General features: G+C 41.2%; 1 pseudogene. It reads left to right on the top strand.

Features of this window, described 5'->3' with window-relative positions:
- Positions 1-226 (top strand): annotated as a pseudogene (locus tag V6260_RS18835) (translational GTPase TypA); the annotation flags it as partial.

Below are 226 nucleotides of genomic sequence, written 5' to 3'. Positions count from 1 at the left end.
ACAATGACGTTCTCTGTAAACAATTCTCCTTTTTGTGGTAAAGAAGGTAAGTTGGTAACATCACGTAACATTCGTGAGCGTTTAGACAAAGAATTAGTCCACAACGTAGCACTTCGTGTTGCAGATACTGACAACCCAGATAGATTCCGCGTATCAGGTCGAGGTGAATTACACCTAGGTATCATAATCGAGAACATGCGTCGTGAAGGTTTCGAGTTAGATCTAT

The sequence above is a fragment of the Pseudoalteromonas aliena genome (assembly GCF_038155085.1).
GTDB classification, from domain to species: domain Bacteria; phylum Pseudomonadota; class Gammaproteobacteria; order Enterobacterales; family Alteromonadaceae; genus Pseudoalteromonas; species Pseudoalteromonas aliena_A.
This window is presented reverse-complemented; position numbering and strand designations above follow the sequence as displayed.